The organism is Rheinheimera pacifica (genome assembly GCF_900108485.1).
Classification (GTDB): Bacteria; Pseudomonadota; Gammaproteobacteria; order Enterobacterales; family Alteromonadaceae; genus Alishewanella; species Alishewanella pacifica.
In genome coordinates, this window is sequence record NZ_FNXF01000003.1 from 273,012 (window position 1) to 292,526 (window position 19,515).

At 50.7% G+C, this 19,515-nt stretch carries 15 protein-coding genes; 7 read left to right on the forward strand and 8 right to left on the reverse strand.

The annotated features are described in order from the left end of the window. Positions 1-51 precede the first annotated feature (51 nt). A complete protein-coding gene (locus BLW68_RS05790; RefSeq protein ID WP_092791200.1) occupies positions 52-753 on the forward strand; it encodes an ArsR/SmtB family transcription factor in 702 nt (233 codons plus the stop codon). A 13-nt stretch (positions 754-766) separates the two neighbouring features. Here the strand turns inward: BLW68_RS05790 and BLW68_RS05795 are convergent, their stop codons facing one another. The 5 genes from BLW68_RS05795 to BLW68_RS21075 all read right to left on the reverse strand — a co-directional run bounded on the left by BLW68_RS05795 (position 767) and on the right by BLW68_RS21075 (position 5,682). Then, on the reverse strand, positions 767-1,321 hold the full coding sequence (locus tag BLW68_RS05795) for a YdeI/OmpD-associated family protein (RefSeq protein WP_092791202.1): 555 nt from the start codon (positions 1,319-1,321) through the stop codon (positions 767-769). A 15-nt stretch (positions 1,322-1,336) separates the two neighbouring features. Next, entirely contained in the window at positions 1,337-3,568 is a 2,232-nt protein-coding gene (locus tag BLW68_RS05800; protein ID WP_177172163.1) for an amidohydrolase family protein, read from the reverse strand. Between the two features lie 99 nt (positions 3,569-3,667). Further along, positions 3,668-4,162, reverse strand: a complete 495-nt coding sequence (locus BLW68_RS05805) for an STAS domain-containing protein (protein WP_092791485.1) — start codon at positions 4,160-4,162, stop codon at positions 3,668-3,670. Positions 4,163-4,173: 11 nt separating this feature from the next. After that, entirely contained in the window at positions 4,174-5,496 is a 1,323-nt protein-coding gene (locus BLW68_RS05810) for a PP2C family protein-serine/threonine phosphatase (RefSeq protein ID WP_092791204.1), read from the reverse strand. 15 nt (positions 5,497-5,511) lie between these two features. Beyond that, positions 5,512-5,682, reverse strand: coding sequence for a hypothetical protein (locus BLW68_RS21075; RefSeq protein WP_177172164.1), 171 nt, complete (start codon positions 5,680-5,682; stop codon positions 5,512-5,514). A 48-nt stretch (positions 5,683-5,730) separates the two neighbouring features. Here BLW68_RS21075 and BLW68_RS05815 point away from each other — a divergent pair, with 48 nt between their 5' ends. Then, positions 5,731-6,327: a PAS domain-containing protein gene (locus tag BLW68_RS05815; RefSeq protein WP_092791205.1), complete on the forward strand. Its 597-nt coding sequence runs from the start codon at positions 5,731-5,733 to the stop codon at positions 6,325-6,327. Continuing rightward, positions 6,324-8,945: a chemotaxis protein CheB gene (locus tag BLW68_RS05820; RefSeq protein WP_092791207.1), complete on the forward strand. Its 2,622-nt coding sequence runs from the start codon at positions 6,324-6,326 to the stop codon at positions 8,943-8,945. The genes BLW68_RS05815 and BLW68_RS05820 overlap by 4 nt, the downstream gene beginning before the upstream one ends. Positions 8,946-8,961: 16 nt before the next feature. On the opposite strand, the gene BLW68_RS05825 is transcribed toward BLW68_RS05820, so the two are convergent. The 3 genes from BLW68_RS05825 to BLW68_RS05835 all read right to left on the reverse strand — a co-directional run bounded on the left by BLW68_RS05825 (position 8,962) and on the right by BLW68_RS05835 (position 14,908). Continuing rightward, entirely contained in the window at positions 8,962-10,662 is a 1,701-nt protein-coding gene (locus tag BLW68_RS05825; protein ID WP_092791209.1) for a toxin-antitoxin system YwqK family antitoxin, read from the reverse strand. A gap of 10 nt (positions 10,663-10,672) precedes the next feature. Then, positions 10,673-12,916 (reverse strand): hypothetical protein, encoded by a 2,244-nt coding sequence (locus BLW68_RS05830; RefSeq protein WP_092791211.1) that lies wholly within the window; start codon positions 12,914-12,916, stop codon positions 10,673-10,675. Positions 12,917-13,036: 120 nt separating this feature from the next. Continuing rightward, positions 13,037-14,908, reverse strand: coding sequence for a cytochrome c/FTR1 family iron permease (locus BLW68_RS05835; protein ID WP_092791213.1), 1,872 nt, complete (start codon positions 14,906-14,908; stop codon positions 13,037-13,039). Positions 14,909-15,098: 190 nt separating this feature from the next. Here BLW68_RS05835 and BLW68_RS05845 point away from each other — a divergent pair, with 190 nt between their 5' ends. The 4 genes from BLW68_RS05845 to BLW68_RS05860 all read left to right on the forward strand — a co-directional run bounded on the left by BLW68_RS05845 (position 15,099) and on the right by BLW68_RS05860 (position 19,511). Next, entirely contained in the window at positions 15,099-16,061 is a 963-nt protein-coding gene (locus tag BLW68_RS05845; RefSeq protein WP_092791216.1) for a magnesium transporter CorA family protein, read from the forward strand. A 26-nt stretch (positions 16,062-16,087) separates the two neighbouring features. Continuing rightward, a complete protein-coding gene (locus BLW68_RS05850) occupies positions 16,088-17,437 on the forward strand; it encodes a magnesium transporter (RefSeq protein ID WP_092791218.1) in 1,350 nt (449 codons plus the stop codon). A gap of 101 nt (positions 17,438-17,538) precedes the next feature. Further along, positions 17,539-18,456 (forward strand): 30S ribosomal protein S6--L-glutamate ligase, encoded by a 918-nt coding sequence (gene rimK, locus BLW68_RS05855; RefSeq protein ID WP_092791219.1) that lies wholly within the window; start codon positions 17,539-17,541, stop codon positions 18,454-18,456. Beyond that, the gene (locus BLW68_RS05860) at positions 18,456-19,511 is read left to right on the forward strand and encodes a succinylglutamate desuccinylase/aspartoacylase family protein (RefSeq protein WP_092791221.1); all 1,056 of its coding nucleotides are present in this window, start codon (positions 18,456-18,458) and stop codon (positions 19,509-19,511) included. Before rimK ends, BLW68_RS05860 begins: the two co-directional genes overlap by 1 nt. Positions 19,512-19,515: the final 4 nt, after the last annotated feature.

Below are 19,515 nucleotides of genomic sequence, written 5' to 3' on the forward strand. Positions count from 1 at the left end.
TCCTCCTGTTTGCTGCAAGGCAGTGTAACGGAACAATATTGATATGCTTCGATGCGCATCGAACTAAGCGGTAAAACTGATATGCAACCGAATATTGCCATTGTCGCGAACCTGATTGGTGACAATGCCCGCGCTAAAATGCTCACTGCCCTGCTGGGCGGCAAAGCCTTAACCGCAACCGAGTTGGCGCTGGAAGCGGATATTATGCCGCCCACTGCCAGTAGCCATTTGGCAAAACTGCTGAGCGGCGATTTAGTCTGTGTGCGTAAACAAGGCCGGCATAAGTATTTTCAGTTAAAAGACCATGCGGTAGCAGCATTGCTGGAGCAGTTGCTGAGTATCAGCGCTGCCAGTACTAATGTTGTTACCACCGGCCCGGCTGATAGTGCGCTGCGCCAAGCCCGGGTTTGTTATGACCATCTGGCCGGTGAAACAGCCGTTATGTTATATGACAGCCTGCTGGCGCAGCAGTTGATAACCGAACAATTGCACACCCCGGCAATTACCGATAAAGGCGTGGCATTTTTCCAACAAGCCGGAGCCGATTTTAGCCGCCTTAACGCCGCCAACCGGCCTTTATGTAAAGCCTGCCTAGACTGGAGTGAGCGGCGCAGCCACCTGGCCGGTGCACTCGGCCACTGGGTGTTAGCTGATATGTTAAATAACAATTGGGCCAGCCAAGAGCCGGACTCCCGCGCCATTCGCTTTAATGCTAAAGGATTGGCGGCATTTCGTCGCCGCTATTTCACTTAGCTGCCACTAAAGGTTAATCCGCGGCGGCTTTGGGTGCACTGAAGGCTTTGCTGTAAAAACCGGACGGGTCGAAACAGCACACCCGCCGCTTGCCCTCTGCCAGCATGTTACAAGCATCACTGACCCGCTTGGCCCGGGTTTTTGCCTGTTTGGCTGATGTGATCCAATGGATCCAATCCAGCCGGGCCAGGCTGGTGGTGTCATGCCAGACGGCACTGGCTTCAGCTGAGGCTGCCAGCGCCTGCTGTAAATCGGTTGGCACTTCAGGTTCAGGCTCTTGTTGCAACGCCTTAATATTAAAGCTGGCAACACTGCCAATACTGGTGCCTGCTGCGCTCAGTAACTTATCACTTAAAGCTAACCAATGGCTTAGTTGGCCATCCGGTTCCAGTGTGGCCTGAAATGCCACGCCGTTAATATGCCCAGTTACCGTTATTCTGCCACGGCGGGGCAGCTTTTCACTGGCCTCTTTGGGCAACACTACAAAAGCTGTGAACGAAGCACCAGCGGGCTGCGCCGGACGCAGCACTGTGGCAGCAAACTCAGAGTAGCTGTCGTTTGAAGTCATGATAAATCCGCTGCTTTATTGTTGATTTTCGGCCAGCCGCGCTGCGGCTATTTCTGCCAGTTTGCTATCAAGCGTTGCACGGCTTAGCCACTGGCCGCGCACCATTACGCCGGCGGGCTGATATAGCACAGATAAGTTATCCAAAGGATTACCTTCTACCAACAGTAAATCGGCGCGCTGGCCGGCTTTAACCTGGCCAAAATGGTCTTTATCGGCAAAATACTCACCTACCAGCACGGTGCCGCTGCGTAAAATATCATAATTACTCATACCGGCGGCAGCCATCTTAGGTAATTCGCGGCGCAGCGACAGCCCCGGTACACTATATAGCTGCGGCGCATCAGTGCCCATTAAGATAGTGACATCAGCGTCATTTAGCGCCCGCAGCAAGCGCTGGCGGTTTTGCGCATGCAACGCAGCAGTGTCACCACTGTAGTAAGCACCACCGGGTTGTTGCACATAACGCTGCCAACCGGCGATTACCCGCGCCGGCATATATTTCAATTCGTCATAGCGTTGCAACTGAGTGGCATCTGAAGCGCCGATAATGGTTTCCCACAGCGCCTGGGTAGGCACTACGGCTATATTATTGCTTTTAGTCAGCGCTATCAGTGGTGCCATATCGGCAGCCGTCAGCTCTTTGTCAAAACCGCCCAGCGCTGCCATATAACCATCCAGATGATCGATGGTACGGCTGCCGAGCAAAATAGCCTGCTCAATGCCTACGTCTTCCGGCACATGGCCAGCAAAGTCGATGCCTTGTTGTTTTGCCTCATCGGCTATAGCCTGATAGTGCTCCAGGCTTAAACCCGGATGAATTTTCAGTAAGTCCCAACCCTGTTGCTTATGCTGGCGCACCCGCTCACGCGCTTGTTCTGTTGAAGTTACCGTGTGCTGATTAAAGCTGGGCCCGGCCAGATACAGCGTTGGCCCGAGGCGCTTACCACTGGCGATATCGTCTTTTAACAGCAATTGCTTATCGTGCCCCAGCATACCGCGCACTGTGGTAACGCCACCGGCCAGATACAGCGTTAAGACATCATCTAAATAACGCGCCGGTGTGCCGCTAAAATCGGCAAGCGGTGGCACATGGCCGTGCATTTCTGCCAGGCCGGGCATCAGATAACGCCCTGCGCCATCAATTACCGTAGCGCCTTGTGGTACTGCCAGTTTAGCGGCTGAGCCAACAGCCACTATACGATCGCCCTGCACCAGTACGCGCTGATTGCGCAGCACCTGATTTGAGTCCATCGGTAATACATGCACCTGATCAAACACCGTAACAGCCACATCGGCCACCGGCTTTTGTTGCGCCAGCAGCCAGCTATACAGATCGTCGCCGGCATAAACCTGGCGCCAGGCGTCATGTTCGGCTTGCTCTAACATACTAAAACGTACATTGCTGTGCCCCAGCTGGCGCAGGGTTTCAATGCCCGGATAAAAGTAATCTTTGTTGATAGCGGAATCACGCCCGGCGGCAAACACCCATAGCGGGGTTTTCGCCTTGGCAATCGGCGCCATTAAATCCGGATGGCCCCAGCCGACCACTGGTGCTACAGCGGCGAATAACTGCGGGTGCTTACTGGCCATAAACCAGCTGCCAAAGCCACCATAACTAATGCCGGTTAAATACAACCGGCTGGCATCGGTATTGTAGTTCGCCTGTACATTTTGCAGCATTGCCAGCACATCCTGCTCTGCCCGCTCCCAGCCATCGGGCAACAGCGGTGGTACTGTGCTCATATCATTAACGGCGGCCGCAGGCGTAATAGGTTTGGCTGAGGCAAACATCTGCGGCCGTGGCGGTACGCCATCCGTTAAGCGTTTGGGAATATCCGCAGGCGAGCGATTAGCGATATAAGGCAGCTTACCCATATCAAACATCTGCAATTGCGGCACGACGATAATAAACGGCAGATCACGCTTCTGCACCCAGGCTTCATACAAAGGGCCATGGATCAAAGTGTAATCCAGCTCGTCCAGGCCATTACCACGCTCGCCATTGCCGTGTAAAAACAGCATTACCGGCCATTTTTTGCTACTGTTTTGCTGATAACCAGCCGGTAGATAAACAAAATACTGCCGGGCGCTGTTGTCGGTACTGCTGACATAGTCTAATCGCAGCAACTGTGCTGCACTGTCCTGTGCTGCGCTGAGAGTTCGTGGTGTTATGCTTGCATTGTTAGTGCAGGCTGCCAGTGCCAGCACTGCCAGTAGCGATAGCCAAATACAAAACTGTTTTTTCATCTTAGCTCCGTTGTCATAAGACCGCTTACACACTGTACCACCGGCCAAACATCTGCGCCGCCCGTTTGCGATAAAACAGGTAATTGGCGTGTGCCGCCGTTACTTCAGTTGCTGTTTTAATAAATCGACCACCGGCTGAAACTGCGATTTATTGCTGTCGTTCAGCTCAATCAGTGCCTCATGCGCACGCAGGATCATCAGGCCCTGCTGCTGCTCACTGTAGTGCTGTGCGCTTACGCCTGCCATGTTCACGTTGTGATGAGTGGGTTGTTGCACTATATCAAACGCCTGATCCAGGCACAGACTAAACAGCAGTTCATTGACCTCGCTATGGGTAGAAAACAAGGTGGGCCGCGGTAATTGCTGCTGCTGACAATAACGTGCCAGACTGGCTAACAAACCAACATAGGTGCTGTCCATAAAGCTGGCTTCGTTTAAATCCACCACCACCCGGTTGCAGCCCATTTGCTGCCGAAACAGCCGCTCGACCAGGTCGTCCATACCGGTCGCATTGGTGTAGCGCAGCTCACCGCTGAGTTTGAAATAACAGCAGTTATCAATACAGGCAAACAAAATCTGTTCGTGCTCTGTCATAGTCGCCTCAGCTAATGCCATGATAACGTCAGTATAGTTAAATCATCCGGTAATGGCTGAGCAGGGTCGATTGCCAACGCCTGCAATAAGGCGGCAATATCGTGCTGTTGCAGGCTGGTTTGCTGTAAATATTGCAACTTTTGCTCTGTTGTCTGCTGTGGCAGCAAGTCTAAAATGCCGTCAGAAAACAGCAGCAAACGGTTGCCCTGCTGCAGTTGCAAGCATTGATTGGCGTAGAGGGCAAAATCAAACATCCCCACCGGGGTACTTTTTAACGGCAGATAGCCGCTATCCTGCCCCTGCAACAACAAGGGCCAGGGAAAAGCACCGGCATTAGCGTAGGTTATTTCGCCACTCTGAATATCCAGCACCGCATAAAACAGCGCGATATATTTGCCGATTTTCTCCAGCAGTAATTCAGTGTTCAGTGCCGCCAGTAACGCCGCAGGATCGGTCAGCATAGCCGAACTGCCGCGGCGGTAACGTTCGAGGCTGGCACTGATAAAGCGTTTTAAGTACACGGTAACAAAGGCCGATGCCACACCATGGCCCGATACATCAGCAATATAAAACACCACCTTCTGCTCGTCGGCAGCAAAGTAGTCAACAAAGTCGCCACTCATAAATTCCGACGGATACAAGGCATGGGTAAACTGAAACTGTGCCACATTGAAATCCGCTGGCGGCAACATTTTAAATTGCACCTGCTTGCCGGCACGCTCACCGGCTTCCAGTTCAGCCAGGGTTTGCTGCAACTGCTGATTACTTTGTTGCAGCTCTGCCGTTCTGGCCTGCACCTGCTGCTCCAGGTTGGCGTTTAACTGCGCTAATTGTTCAATCGCCACATAAGAGCGCAGTGCCGACACGACCGAGGTGTTAAGCCGCTGTACTGTCAGCTCGGTTTTGGCGCGATAATCGTTGATATCGTAGTCCTGCACCACGCGCTGCTCGGGCGCTTGTCCGGGCTGGCCGGTGCGCAGAATAATCCGCACCAGGCTGTTATGTAGCGTGTCGCGAATATAGCGTACCAGGGTTAAGCCGGCATCGTCGGTTTCCATCACCACGTCGAGTAAAATCAGCGCAATATCATGGTTTTTTGTCTGCAGCTCTCTGGCCTCGGCAGCACTGTAGGCGCTGATAAAATTAAGCTTGTGCTGCTGAAAATTAAAATCGCGCAGCGCTAATTTGGTGATCTGATGGATTTCGGCATCATCATCCACAATTAGCACTGTCCAGCTGGCCATAGGCTCATCGGCAGCCTCGGTGTCGGCAGCAAACACCAGTACATTGTCGTCCTGGTCGCTATGGTGCTGGCCGTCAAAGTCCTGCTGCATAAGGCATTCCTTCATTCATATCGGTGACACTGGCTTGCTGGCATAGCTTAACTCTTGCTGCCATAGTTTAACTATAGCCGCCAGATTATGCAGTTGCGATGCGGTTATAAGCCTTAGTACCATCCAGGCATATTCCGCCACTGCAGTTTTCAGCCTGCTATTGCAGGTATTCAGTGTCTCCAGCATGCTATTACGCCTATACTGCAGCACTCTGTAACGTTAACGCAGGTTTGCATGTCTGATCCCCTGGTTCCGCCGCAAGTAACAGAAGCGTTACGCCAGCAAGCTGAACAGCAGCTACGTACCGGTACGGCACAGTTAAGCAGCGCCTTTAACGCAAGTGCCGATGCGCTGGGCGTGCTTTACCGGCTTAGCAGTGTGGCCAATACTGCAGCTGACGGCCTGAAATTACTGCATGAATTACAAATTCATCAGATAGAGCTGGATCTGCAGTTAGAGCAATTGCAACAGAATGAGCACGAGTGCAACCATGAACTGGCCTGCTACCGGCAGTTTTTTCAGCTGGCTCCGCAGGGCTGTTTACTGCTTAGTCTTGATGGCCTGATCACCGGCTGCAATGCCGCTGCTATACGGTTATTTGCTAACGAGGCTGAAGACAGGGCGCAGCAGCTTTCTGGCCGCGCATTATTGTCGTTGTTTAGTGCAACATGCCGGCCAATGCTTAGCGCCACTCTGGCTAGGGTACAACGTAACCAGCAAAGTGCTACGCTAATTGCCACTATTGCAACCCACACGGCAGAAACCCGCAGTGTGCGCCTGGCAATAAACCTGAGCCCGGATCTTAAAGCTATATTGATTGTGCTAACGTGAGTACTGTCAGCATACCTAAAACAGTAGCCGGTACTGCACCCCAAACCATCGTCGGCATAGGCGCTTCCGCCGGTGGCTTGCAGGCACTGGAGCAATTTTTATCGCACACACCAGCAAATAACGGCCTGGCGTGGATAGTAGTGCAGCATCTGGACCCAACGCAAAAAGCCATGTTGGCGGAGCTATTGCAGCGCGCAACCGGTATGAAAGTGCAACAGGCAACACAAGGTATGCCGGTATACGCTAATCAGGTTTATGTGATCCCACCCAATACCGAGCTGAGGTTGCGCAAAGGCGCATTAAATCTGGTTAAACCGAAAGAGCCGCGCGGCAGACGCCTGCCGGTAAATATCTTGTTTCAATCGCTTGCAGATCAGCTGGGTAAAGCGGCTATAGGCGTTATTTTATCCGGTATGGGCAGCGACGGCACCCTGGGGGCTCAGGCCATTAAAGCTGCCGGCGGCCTGGTTGCCGTGCAACAACCCGGGTCGGCGCAATTTGATTCGATGCCGCAAGGCGCTATTGCCGGCGGCGGTGTTGATATTATTGCAGAGGCAACTGAACTGCCGGCACGGATCTTATCTGCTATGGCACAAATGCCGTTTAATACAGTGCAGCCGTTAGCGGCGCAGATGGCTGCCCCAATAGAAAACGCGGCACAGCAGCCGGCACCTGACAGTGCGCTGCAGCAGATCATTACCCGGTTGCAAAGCCACACCCGGCACGATTTTTCGCTGTATAAAACCAGCACCTTGCAGCGGCGTATAGAGCGGCGCATGGCGATTCATAATCTTGATAGCATGCAGCACTATGCCGGTTTTCTCCCCGACAACCCGCAGGAAAACGATTTACTGTTTAAAGAGCTGCTGATTGGCGTAACGCAATTTTTCCGTGATGCTGCGGTATGGGATTATCTGGCCGACAGCGCCCTGCCTGCGTTGTTGCAACAAAGTAGCGACACAGCGCTACGTGCCTGGTGCGTTGGTTGCTCTACCGGCGAAGAGGCTTACTCGCTGGCAATAGTGTTTTGCCAGTTACTTCAGCGCCAACCAGAATTACAGCATTGCAGTCTGAAAATTTTTGCCTCGGATCTTAGCCCGGATGCCATTACCAAAGCCCGCCGCGGCCAATATCCGCTGGCCATTAGCGACCATGTTTGTGCCACGCGGCTGCAACAATTTTTTATCCGCCATGACAGTTACTACCAAATTAAACAGCATATCCGCGACATGGTATTGTTTGCCCAGCATGATGTAATACTCGACCCGCCATTCACCCGGCAGGATATTATTATTTGCCGCAACCTGTTGATCTATTTTGATACCAAGCTGCAGCGCAAGTTAATGCCGCTATTACATTACAGCCTGCGCCGTAATGGCATTTTGCTGCTGGGTAGCTCAGAAACCATTGGCCGTTACCATGATTTATTTGTACCACTGCAGGCAAAATTACGCTTTTATCAGCGCCTGGCGCCTCCACTAAATAGCAGCCGCAACCTGCCGGTGCATTCGTTTCCACCTTTATCAAACCTTGCCAAGGAGCATCCGGTGGCCATTAACAAAACGCTTTCATCCCAGGCTGACAATTTACAAAGTGCAGCAGATCAGGTACTGCTGCAAGTTTACGCCCCTGCTGCGGTGGTGTTGAACAATAGCGGTGACATTGTCTATATCAGCGGGCGCACAGGTAAATACCTGGAGCCAGCTGCCGGTAAAGCTAACTGGAATTTTCATGCCATGGTACGTGAAGGGTTGCGCTCACCACTGGCTTTAGCACTGCATCAGGTGGCACTACAGCCAGCAGAAACCAAAGGTACGCCGTTGCAACTACACCGCTTGCCACTGTCTGCCGGCGACAGCGCCATGTTGGTAGATGTGACTGTGCAGGCACTGCAGGAACCTGCGTCATTGCAGGGCATGACGATGATCGTGTTTCGCGATGTGGCCGCTACCGATGTTAAAGATGCACCAAGCGGCATCGATTTTTCGCTGGCGGCAGTGCAGCAACAGTATCTTGATGAAATTCAGGCCTTACGTGAAGAAACCCGCACCTCAAAAGAAGAGCTGCAGTCGGGCAATGAAGAATTGCAATCGACCAACGAAGAGCTGCAATCAACCAATGAAGAGCTGACCACCTCGAAAGAAGAAATGCAGTCGATGAACGAAGAGCTGCAAACCATTAATGCTGAACTGCAAACCAAACTGGACGATCTGGCCCTGGCGCAAAGCGATCTGCAAAATACGCTTAACAGTGTTGAAATTGCCATTTTGTTTTTAGATCAGCAACTGAATGTACGCCGCTATACCGACCGCGCGGCGAATATCATCAACCTGCGCGAAAGTGATTTAGGCCGACCGCTAAGCGACTTAACCAGCAGCCTGCAATACCCATCTTTGCATGACGATGCGCTTGATACGCTACGCACACTGAAATTCTGTGAAAAACAGATCTCAACCACCGACGAGCGGTGGTTTTCGGTGCGCATTATGCCTTACCGGCGGCTGGATAATGTAATAGACGGCGTGGTCATTACATTGGTTGATATCAGTGCCACCAAAATGCTTGAAGCAGCACTGCGCGAGCAATCTGTAAGCCAGAATACCCTACTGGGGGAGTAATATTGCCTTAGCACTGTTAATCTCTGATGAGCCTGCCCTGTTCAAACACCTGCACCGAAAAAGGCTCACCACTTACGTAAAGCACCGACTGGCCGTGACGCTGGTTGTCAATATACTCGTCACTCTGGAACAGGCTGCCGTCTTCGTTAAAGGTGTAACTTTTACCCTGCAACTGGCCTTTACCATCATACTGCATTAGCCCCAGCAAGTGGCCCCTGGCAGAAAATGCCTGCCATTTACCCACTTCGTGCCCGGCTTTATAGTTGCCATGCCATAACTTAAGTTCGCGGTAACTGTTTTCATCCTGCAACTGCCAGGTACCTTCGCGCTGGCCATTCACATAACGGCCTTTGGCTTGTATCTGGCCATCAAAATTCCGGCGTAAATAATCGCCGTGTAGTTTGTCGTTTTTATAAAACTCCAGCCGCATTACTGTGCCATCGGCTGTCACTTCTTTTTGTTCGCCTGCGAGCTGCCCTTGCTGGTTAAAGTGCTCAGTCAGCGTTATATCACGGGTTTTGTTTAGCCACTGCCCTACTTTAACGCCATGCTGATATTGGCCGCGCACAAAACTGTTGCTGTCTTCAGAGCCTTCACGATAATCGCCATGCATTTTACCGTTAACATAGCTGAGCCGTTTTATATCGCCATTCCAGGCCTTAGCTATGTACAGCCCCTGATACTGATCATTGAGCATTTCTTCACGCGCGGTCAGTTCACCGTCGGTATTAAAGCTTTCCCGTAAACTCCAGTTTTTTGCAGTATTACGCTGATATTTGTAACTTAGCTTTGCATCGGCAGTAAAACGTTGTTCAATGCTGACAGAGCCCTCTGCCAGATACTGTGTATCGGTTTGCGTACTGACATTACCGTTTTTGTGATAGTCGATACGCTGTATTTCACGGCCGTCGGCGTCGTAGCTTTGCTGTTGCGCTAATAACCCCGGCCCGCTGAACTGTTGCTGCAGCCCCACCAGAATGCCATATTGGTAATTTTTTACTGAACCTAATACGCCTTCTGCCTGGTAGTAACGCTCTTCACCATGCAACTTGCCATTGAGGTAATGTTGCTGATAAACCAGCCAGCCTTCTTTAACCCAATACAGCCGCTCGCCCTGGTTCTCGCCTGCCACCGTATTAACGCGTTGTTCCGGCTTGCCATTGTCATAAAAGGTTTCATACAAGCCCTCCATGCCATTGGCACCATAGGTTGCGCGGGATTGTAGTTGGCCGTTAGCATGAAAACTTTGCACCAGGCCAGATTGTTCGCCATTAACACGCTGCTCATGGCGGTGCAGTTGGCCATTTTGATGGTAGGTTTTTTGCTCACCGTTAAGCTGGCCGTTTTGATACTGATATTCAGCTTTTAGCGTGCCATCTTCCCAATAATGCCGGTGGGTGCCGTGATAACTGCCATTGGCGTTACTGCTACCTGTGCGTGACAACTGGCCGTTGTCGTAGAAAAACTCAAAATCGCCAACCGGATAATGCCCGGCTAAATCCGGCCCGTTCAGGCTACCAGTAAAAAACGGCTTATCTGTCGAAAGATAAAATAACTGTAAGGGCCAGACACCGTTTTGCTGCTGCGGCGCCTGGTTAATGTAATACATTACTTCGCCCGGCTCATCGCTGGGCTGCCATTGTTGATCTAACAAAATTCGCTGTGCCGCGACGTTAAACGATAACCACAGCGCGCTTAATATTAATAAGGCTTTCATTGTGCGCTCCTTAAGGCAAAGCCGGAAATTGTGTATGCCACTGCTTATTAACGGGCTCACCGCTGGTTATTAAATGCTTAATGCTCACGGTGCGACCATGTACCGCAAACCAGCGTTCGTTGTGCAACACCTGCTGCAACGGGCGCTGATAAAAATCGCCATTGGCGTTGTCAGTGGCCAGCGGCGCCAACGGCAGGCCTTGTACATTTAAAAAGCGGTAGCGCTGCACAAAATCTGCCACGCTTTGGCTGGTATCTACCTCTGGCAATTGGCTGATATCAATAAGCCAGCTTTGCTCTGGCTGATAGGCCAGTGTTTGCCACTCTGGCCTACCGGCGCAGGTTAAACTGCTGCTTACCTTGATGCCATAAAAGTTATGCCGGACTCCATCGGCTGTACTGAGCTGATAGCGCGCATGTTTATCTGGAGCGCCACTAAGATTGTTACTGGTTTTAATCTGGGTCCACTGCAACTTATGGCCATTAACATCGGGCGCATCGTTGATATTTAACGTACAAACCGCAGCTTGCTCTGCACTAAGCTGCAGGCTTAAACCATATTTGTTTACCCTTTGCGGCTCAAGTAAGGCAGGATCGGCTTCTGCAGGTGCAGACGCATTAAATTCATCATAGAAGCCGTCAAACATATCCTCGTTATACAGCGGGTACTCCTGCGACGGCGGATAGGTCAGATCAGCCTCGTATTGTGCGATGGGAATAAACTTCAGCTTTTTGCTAAAGCCAGAGCTGGCAGAGACAGCATTAACATAGAAAGTCAGGTTTGGCGGCAATTGCTTAAAGGTAAACTGCACAATGTGTTCATAGCGCAGCGACGATGCCAGTGCCAGCATATTTTGCTCTTGCGCACTTAGCCAGTCTGGCGCTTCGCTGTGCGGCTGCAAATACTGCACCATAGCGCCTTCAGCACCATCATAGCGCCGGTGCAGCCAGTGCTTATTGCTATTACGGATCTTAAGCTGATAACTTAGCGGCTGGCCCGCTAGCGGCGTTAATTCCAGCTGTAAATCTTCATATTGCGCCGTTACTGTTTGGTCAGGGTCCGGTGCCAGGCTAAGTGGCACCAGTTTGGCAGCCGTATAATGTGCACTGGCGCTAAACTCCGTTACCTGCTCCAGCAGCTTATCCGGTGCATTCCAGCCAATCAGCAGGTTCTGACGGCCGGATTTATAAAAACCATCCTGATCCGGGTAGCTATAAGTGTGCACCGCACTAAGTTGCAACGGCACGACTTCGCCCTTGGCATTGTGTGCCGTTATATCGGTTAAGCTAAATTCACCTTCCGGCAAGACACCCGAAAAGTCATGCTGATACACTACATTAAGCAGGTGATCGTTTTGATAGAAGTAACCGGCACCAAACGGAAATACTTCTTGCTGCGTCAATGCTGTATTGGCTTCATCCACTACCAGCACCGGCTGTGCTTCATACTCAAAGGCAGAAAAGTCATGTTCAAATTCAAAGCGTCGGGTTATATCCCCCAACTGGCGTTGCTGTTCAAACATCACCACATTGGTGCGCACCGTGCCGTTGTAACCATAGCGTTCAAACGGTGCCTCTATTATCAGTGCTAACTGCACTAACCAGCCACGCTTACGCTCCAGCAACATCTGGCCATAAAATTTACCGTCTTCCTGCTCACTTTCTACTTTGGCCAGCAAATGAGTGTCGGTTAACTGCAGCACTGTCAGAGTAGCGTCGGCCTGGCCCTGATAGGCCGGCAACTGTACGGTAGCCCCGACGGTTGCCGGTATTTTGCTGATAAAAGCCGCTGAACCAAACAGCTTTTTCATTTCCAGTTCCAACTCTGCACCGCGTTCGGCCAGCAGCGCCTGCCATACCGGTTTATTCAGTGCGCTAAAATCGGTTACGCTACCATTTCGTAAATTGGCATTAAATTCAAATCCTTGCGAGAAAAGAGCATGCATCTCAGGGTTACGCTCAGCTGGCTCGACACTACTGACACCACCGCCCTGACCGTCGCGTATTTGCATATAATCAATATGCACTTCAAAACGACTGGCAGTGCCGGTATCGGTTACTTTGTAACGCATTAACTGGTGCGAAGTTGTTTTAAAGGTTTCCGTGCGCCGGCCGGTATCCAGCGTTATTTTTGCGTTACTGTATATCTGGTAGCTGCGTTCTTCGCCTCGTTCAGGTTTAAACTCAACGTCGATATCAAAAAAAGAGCAAGCTGATAAAACGCAACAAGCGAGGACGCTGGAGAGGTACTTCATGGCATTCCTATTACTTTACTAAAATAAAGCGGCGCAGTTTAACCGTTAAAGCACTGTAAATAAAATGCTTTATCCGGTTAATTACTGCGCCGTGAAAATTTTGTAATTAAACGCTTATATCTAGCGCTTACGTCGCTGGTATACCACCAGCACAAAGGCTGCAAGCAACAATAACAATTGTGCGGCTACGCCCTGCACTGTCGGATAAACCCCTAACCAGCTTATAGTTGGCAGCTGCAGCGGGCTTATTGGCACAGTACCGGCCTCTTGCAATGCCACAACGCCTTTGCCCACCATCACTACAGCCAGCACTATCATCAGCACTGCGGTACTGCCAAAGAAGGTTTTTAAAGGCAGTTTCAGTGCAAATTTAAACATGGCAACACCCAATATCAGCAATGCCAGTAACGCCGCTACAATACCGGCGATAAAGCTGGACTGGTGCACCGCCCCGCCCTGTAGCCACAATGACTGATAAAATAATATGGTTTCAAATACTTCGCGGTAAACTGCTAAAAACACCACCAGCCCCAGACCAAAGTAAGCACCGGATTTAAGTGCTTTGTTTATCTGTTGACCAATAAACTGTTGCCACTGCGCGGCGGATGTTTTGCTGTGCATCCAAAAACCCATATAAAACAAAATAGCCGCGGCGGTTAAGGCGGTATAACCTTCGGTAAGTTCGCGCGAAGCGCCCGATATGGTAATAACAAAACTAGCGATTACCCAGGTAACAGCGCCCAGCGCCAGCGCAGCCACCCAGCCATAATGAACCGAGCGTTTTAACCGCGGCTGCTGCGTTTTTACCGCCACGCTGTATATAGCCGCCACAACCAGCAAGGCTTCCAGCCCTTCACGCAGTAAAATCAATAACGCCAGTAAAAATACGTTAAATGGTGCCAGCTCGGTTTCATCTAAAGCCTGCTGTGCTTGTTGCAGCAATTGCTGTATTTCGCTGATCTCAGCCTGTAATACTGCAGTGGCCGCTTGCTGCTTTATTAACTGACGTAACTGCAACATACGCTGTTCAATGCGGTCCTTTAACGCGCTATCTACTGCGGCCAGATTGTTTTCTGCCAGCTCAAAGCCGTCCAGATATGCCGATACCGCCAGATCGTAGGCCTGGTTATAGTGCTGCTGTTGCACCAGCGGCAGTATTAAATCCAGTTTGTCGTGAGCAATGTGTAATGGCGAGGCCTGGGCCGCATTAAAAAATTGCTCTGGCTGCTGGCGAAACACCGCCATTAGCGCAGCGCCATGCTCGGCATACTGTTGTGTCACATCATGCGGGGTAGCGGTAATTAAATTTGTAATAGCTGTTTTGCTGATCAGCACCGACGGCACCGCTTTAGCCGGTTTGCCTTCGCTGGCACCTATTTCAGCCTTGCTGGCAAGAGCTCCGACATAAAACGCCAGATCCCAGCGGCTTTGCTCATCCAGATGCGAAAAAGCCACCATACCGGTATCGGCCACGCCCAGGCTAATAGTGTTAAACAAGCCAAATAAACTGCGGGCGTTATAACGCTCAGTATCATGAAAATCGGTTGGCGCCGGGTCCAGCGCGGTACCTGCCGGGCCATCGCCGTGGCCGCTATCACCGTGACAAGCCGCGCAGTTTTGTTGATACAGGGCCTGGCCACGAGTGCGGTCCGGCGCTTGCTGTGGCAGTGCAATGGCGGGCATAGTAGCAATAACCGCTTTACGCATAGCAGCGGTTAATTGCTGAATGTCAGCTTCATCAGCATGTGCAGCAACCAGTTGTTGCAACAACGCCGCCTGCTGCTGCAGTTCAGCTTGCCCTGGCGGCAACTGCGCCGGGATCAGGCTGGCAAATTCCTGCATTTCAGCAAACTCGGCGGCATTCACCACCAGCCCTTGCTGTACGGCCTCTTTATAATCGGCACCAATATATTCAATTAACTGGATAAGTTTGTCAGACGCCTGGCCAGGTAAGGTAACGAGGAATAAACACAACAACAGCAGTTTTTTCATGGTACAACCAAAAGCTTAAAGGGAATGATTCGCATTATACTCTCTTTATTGGCTGCTATTACAACCACCACTGCCAATCGCCTTAAGAAACCCGCCTTTTACCGATTAGCCTTGCCAACCTTAGTTCATTTGCCCGCAACAGGCTTTTATGAGTATGCTGTAGCAAAAGCGCTATCGCTGGAGAAACAGTATGATTTTACTTAGCTATTTTGAACCTGAAACCAACAACTGGCGCGAATGCACCTTCGCCCAGCTACCGACAAATTTACCAGCTGAAGCCCGCCTATGGATAAACCTGAACAATGCCAGCCAGGAAGAACAACTGCAAATTATGCAGCGCTTTGCCATAGGCCCCACTCTGGCTGAAGATTTCAGCCGGGAGCGTCACCCGCCGAAAATGGAAGCGCAAACCGACTTTACCCTGCTGATTATGCGCGGTTATGCCGATGCTGACTTTAGTGAATACAACAGCAGCGCTCAGGTTAATTTATTGTATTCCAAACAGGTGTTAATCAGTAAAATACAATGTCATAACCCTGTGCTGTTAAAACAGTTAGAACCTCAGATCACTGCAGGAAAAAACAGTAACATTGCCGATTGGATAAAACAGTTAATTTTTGTGGTATCAGGTAGTTACCTGGAAAAACTAATTAATTTTGAAGATGAACAGAGTGAACTGGAAGATGTTATGCTGCACCGTGGCAATGATGAGCATATGGCACGCATAATGCGCTACCGCTCGGTGCTGCGCAAAATTAATCGCAACCTGGCCTATCAGAAAGATATTTTTTCTGACGCTGTATATGAAGAGCAAAGCCCGCTGTTGCGCCATTTTAACAGCACAGAAATCCGTGATTTTTACGAGAAATTTGAGCGGCTGCACAGCATGACGGATATGTATTACGATCAGCTCAGCGATCTGGTAGAAGGTTATCTCTCTACCACTTCGCATCAGATAAACGAACGGATGAAAGTATTAACCATTGTCAGCACTATTTTCATTCCTCTGACATTTATTGCTGGCATATACGGCATGAACTTTATCAATATGCCGGAGCTGCAAATGATGAATGGCTATTTTATTGTGCTGATTGCTATGGCAACAGGCGGTATTGCAGGGCTGACATGGTTTAAAATACGCGGCTGGTGGTAACACAACCACAGGCTAGGGAGTTGTAAATGGCTGAAAACCAACCGCTGGATATTGAAGAAATAGTACGCGACAGCTTTAACGAAGATGAAGCAGAACACCTGACCGGAAAGCTAAGCCAGCTGGAGCCGGAAGAAATTGCTATTGCGCTGGAGGCCATGCCGGTAGAGCAGCGGGTAAGCACCTGGCTAAGCCTGCACCCGGATGATCAGATAGCAGCACTGACCTATATGCGGGTAGATGCCCGTGACAATATCTTTAAACAGTTAGATGAAGCGCAGCTACGCAGCCTGGTTGAAGGCATGGAAGTTGATGATCTGATTGAGCTGCTCGATGAGCTGCCGCAGCGGATTTACGACTACGCCTGTTCACGCCTTGATGAAAGCCAGCGTCGCTGGCTGGACACTGCACTGGCATATGATGAAGATCAGTGTGGCCGTTATGCTGATCACGATATGCTGATCATCAATAAAAATGCCAAAGTACGTGACGCTATCCGGCTGTTTCGCCAATTGGCAGAAGATGCAGAATACCACGATGCCCTGTTTGTAGTGGATCGCACTGGCCGTTATGCCGGGCTGGTGCATGCCACGCAATTACTTGGCCTTGCCAGCCACCTGCCGATTGAAACCGTGATTGATAACGAAGCACCTGTGGTTGAAGGTGAAATGGAGTTGGATCAGGGCTCGGATATTGTTTCGCGTTCCGGCTACACCGCTTTAGCGGTTGTTGATGATGAAGGTAAGTTGCTTGGTCGCTTATCTATTGGCGAAGCGCTCGAAAACGTGCGCCGCAGCCTTGAAAGTCAATTTATGCACACCGCAGGTCTGGACGAAGAAGAAGACTTATTTGCACCGGTATTTTACAGTGCCAGACGCCGCGCACTTTGGCTGGGGGTAAACCTTATTACCGCATTTCTGGCAGCCAATACTATAGGGCTGTTTGAAGCTACGCTGGCAGAAATAGTGGCTTTAGCCGTACTGATGCCAATAGTTGCCAGCATGGGGGGGATAGCTGGCAGCCAGACTCTTACGCTGATAATCCGCGGTCTGGCGCTGGAACAAATTACTCCGCAAACCCATATGACGCTATTGCGTAAAGCCTTAGGTGTAGCCGGGCTTAACGGCTTGCTGTGGGGGCTGGTTATTGCGGTGTTAACTTATGTCTGGTTCGACAACTGGGTTATTTGCATAGTTATCGGGCTTGCTGTCATTATTAATATCGTCGTGTCGGCATTTGCCGGTGTCATCATTCCAATCTGGATGAAAAAGGTAAATATTGACCCGGCTTTAGCGGGCTCAGTTGTGCTTACTGCTATTACTGACATGACCGGCTTTTTTGTTTTCCTGGGTTTAGGCTCATTACTGCTGCTAACATAAAAAGCAAGCTGATTATTTGCTACTGACAACAGTATTGTTGCTGCCTCAGGGCGCAGACACTTTTACAATAGCAGCTGATCTTACCTCTTATTGGAGAGCGCATGAAAATTGCGATTTTGTCGCGCAATGCTGAACTGTATTCCACCAAACGCCTGGTGGAAGCTGCAACCAGGCGTGGCCATCAGGTACAGGTGATCGATCCGCTTACCTGCTATATGAACGTCAACCGCACCAATTCTTCTATTCACCATAAAGGCCAGGTGCTGGAAAACTTTGATGCAGTGATCCCGCGGATCGGTGCCTCGATTACGTTTTATGGCACAGCTGTACTGCGCCAGTTTGAAATGATGGGTGTATACAGCTTAAATGAATCTGTTGCCATCAGCCGCGCCCGTGACAAACTGCGCAGCCTGCAGTTATTAGCACGCCAGGGTATTGGCCTGCCGGTAACCGGCTTTGCTGATAAACCCGGCGATATCCCCGACCTTATCGAAATGGTAGGCGGGGCACCTTTGGTAATAAAGCTGCTTGAAGGTACTCAGGGTATCGGCGTAGTGCTGGCTGAAACCCGCACCGCTGCCGAGAGCGTAATAGAGGCCTTTATGGGGTTAAATGCCAATATCCTGGTGCAGGAATATATCCGCGAAGCTAATGGTGCCGATATCCGCTGTTTTGTTGTTGGTAATAAAGTCGTCGCAGCCATGAAGCGCCAGGCTAAAGCCGGCGAGTTTCGCTCAAACCTGCACCGTGGCGGCACAGCTTCAGCAATAAAGCTAAGTAAGGAAGAACGCAGCACAGCTATACGGGCTGCGAAAACCATGGGTTTAAATGTCGCTGGCGTAGATTTACTGCGCTCGAACCATGGCCCGGTTGTCATGGAAGTGAACAGCTCACCCGGACTTGAGGGCATTGAGGCAGCTACTGACAAAGATATTGCTGATATCAGCATTGCCTTTTTGGAACAAAAAGTGGCCAGCCACAAAACCAGGCGTAAACTTAACACCAAAGGAACCGGCTAATGCAAAATGGCACCAGAGCACCTTTTATACTGGGTAACAGTAGCATCCCTCCTGGCAGTCGCGCTGTAGTAGATATCCCTTTTGGTAAACTATATACCCACACTGAACTGAACATTGGTGCCCATGTGATCCATGGCCGTAAAGACGGGCCTGTATTGCTGGTTACCGCAGCGCTGCACGGCGATGAAATTAACGGCGTAGAAATATGCCGCCGCCTGCTAAAGCTACCTCGGCTGAATCAGCTTAAAGGTACGCTTATTATAGTGCCGATAGTAAACACCTATGGCTTTGTGCAGCAATCCCGTTATTTACCCGACCGGCGCGATTTAAACCGCAGCTTCCCCGGTAGCGAAAAAGGCTCACTCGGCAGCCGGATGGCATTTCAGTTTACTGACAAAATATTAAAAAACTGCACTCATGCCATTGACCTGCACACCGGCGCTATTCACCGTTCTAACCTGCCCCAGGTTCGCGCCAGCGCCAAAGACAAAGTGGCGCTGCGAATGGCTGAAGTGTTTAACGCGCCCATTATTATTAAAGCTGCCAGCCGCGACGGCACTATGCGTGGCACGGCCAATAATTTAGGCATTCCGCTTTTGCTCTATGAAGCCGGTGAAGCGCTGCGCTTTGACGAGCAATCGATCAATGTCGGCGTGCGCGGTATTTTAAATGTGATGACCGATTTGGGTATGCTCAGGGCCGTGCGGAAAAAGCCGACCACCAAATCGTTATTTTCTAAAAAAAGCAGTTGGGTACGGGCCGAACACGACGGCATAGCACGCTACTATGTCGGTCTGGGCCAAACAGTAAAAACCGGCGATGTGCTGGCGCACATCTATTCACCCTACTCTGATTTTGAGGTGGCAGTGCCGGCCAGCTTTGACGGCATTGTCATTGGCCGTAACAACCTGCCGCTGGTAAACGAAGGTGAAGCGCTGTTTCATGTCGCTGAAGTCAGCTCACTTGATGAAGCAGAAAAAACTCTGGATGCCATTAATGACGAAGTAGACAATGCAATGCCACCGGTGCTGGGTGAAGAATACGGCGTGGTTTAAAGCG